The organism is Rhizobium sp. LjRoot30, from assembly GCF_964253915.1.
Classification (GTDB): Bacteria; Pseudomonadota; Alphaproteobacteria; order Rhizobiales; family Rhizobiaceae; genus Metarhizobium.
In genome coordinates this window covers 1-1,291 of record NZ_CAXUSG020000049.1, presented here as the reverse complement: position 1 = coordinate 1,291, position 1,291 = coordinate 1, and the positions used below count along the sequence as shown (strand labels likewise).

The following is a 1,291-nucleotide window of genomic DNA, read 5'->3' as shown; positions in this document are numbered from 1 at the left end:
TCGATGCGTTCGAGATGGGCGGCAAATCCCTTTCGCGGTCGGGGTGCTCGTTTCGGCTTGTCGCCGGCGGCACGATCAAGCTCGCTCTGGATCGCGGAGAGGCCTGTCTCCACTTCCTCGAAAGCAAATGACACCTGCTCGTCGTTGACGCCCCCAAGACCACCGGGCCGCAGCCGTTCGGAGCGCTTGCCGTGCTGCGTGCGCTGCAGGACCTTCAGGATCGAGGTGAGATTGGCGATACGCTCATTGGCGCTCTTCTCGACAGCCTCCAGCCGGGCAATCTCTGCCGCCGCGGTGGCAAGTCGGGCCTCGTTGGCGGCCTGCTCACGTGCCATCGCAAGGATCATCGCCTTGAGCGCATCGACGTCGTCGGGCAGGTCGGAAACAGGCAAAACCATGGGAGGGAATAGAGCACAAAAGCGGCCGATTTCCCAACGGTTACAGTCCCATGATTCATCTTGCCGCAGATCGTTACTGACGACGGGCTCAGCCCGTCAGCAATGGTCGCCGCACCTTGGCCGGGCGGATTTTGCGCCAATCCATTCCAGCCAGAAGTGCCATCAGCTGCGCGTGATCCAGACGCACCCGAGCCGCCGATATGCCCGGCCAGCAGAAGCTCTGCTCTTCGAGCCGTTTCGAATAAAGGCAGACCCCTGAGCCATCCCACCAGACAATGCGAACGCGATCGGCGCGTTTCGAGCGGAAGACGTAAAGCGCACCGTTGAACGGGTCGAGGCCGCCATCTCGCACGAGCGCCATCAATGAGGCGGCTCCCTTGCGGAAGTCGACCGGCTGGCAGGACACGTATACCACAACATCCGAGCCGATCATGCCAGGCGAACCGCCCGCAGAACCTTCGCCAGGTGTTCGGGGGAAACATCATCGCCCGCGCGAACCAGGATACCACCGATGACGATCTCCACCACAGGGCTCGCCACCGGTTCGACACGCGCGAACCTGACTTCACTGCCCGTCGTTTCCGGCAGTGGCGTGACCGCGCCTGAGGAAAGCGCCTTGCGACGCCAGCCGTAGAGCTGCGACGGGTCAACCCCAGCCGAACGCGCGATCGAAGAGACATTGGCTCCAGGCACAAGCGTCTCGGCGACAAGCCGGGCCTTCACGTCATCTGACCAATCGCGTGGCGGACGCCGCTTCTTGACCGCCTCCGCCGTCAAAATCTCAAACGCTCGAGGCTGATTCACTGTGTCGCTCATAGGATTCCCCGCATGATTCATGCGGAAAATGCCCTCTCGCCACGATCAAAGATACGTGGGGTCGCCTACGCGCTTAC

Annotated in this window: 3 protein-coding genes; all 3 read right to left on the bottom strand. The window is 62.3% G+C overall.

Going from position 1 to position 1,291, the window contains the following annotated elements; translation table 11 throughout:
- A partial coding sequence (locus ACSQ3I_RS28085; RefSeq protein WP_436004470.1) for a transposase domain-containing protein occupies positions 1-398 on the bottom strand: 398 nt, incomplete at its 3' end.
- Between the two features lie 88 nt (positions 399-486).
- Positions 487-759: an IS66 family insertion sequence element accessory protein TnpB gene (gene tnpB / locus ACSQ3I_RS28080; RefSeq protein ID WP_436004468.1), complete on the bottom strand. Its 273-nt coding sequence runs from the start codon at positions 757-759 to the stop codon at positions 487-489.
- Positions 760-827: 68 nt separating this feature from the next.
- Positions 828-1,214: a transposase gene (locus tag ACSQ3I_RS28075; RefSeq protein WP_436004466.1), complete on the bottom strand. Its 387-nt coding sequence runs from the start codon at positions 1,212-1,214 to the stop codon at positions 828-830.
- Positions 1,215-1,291 lie beyond the last annotated feature (77 nt).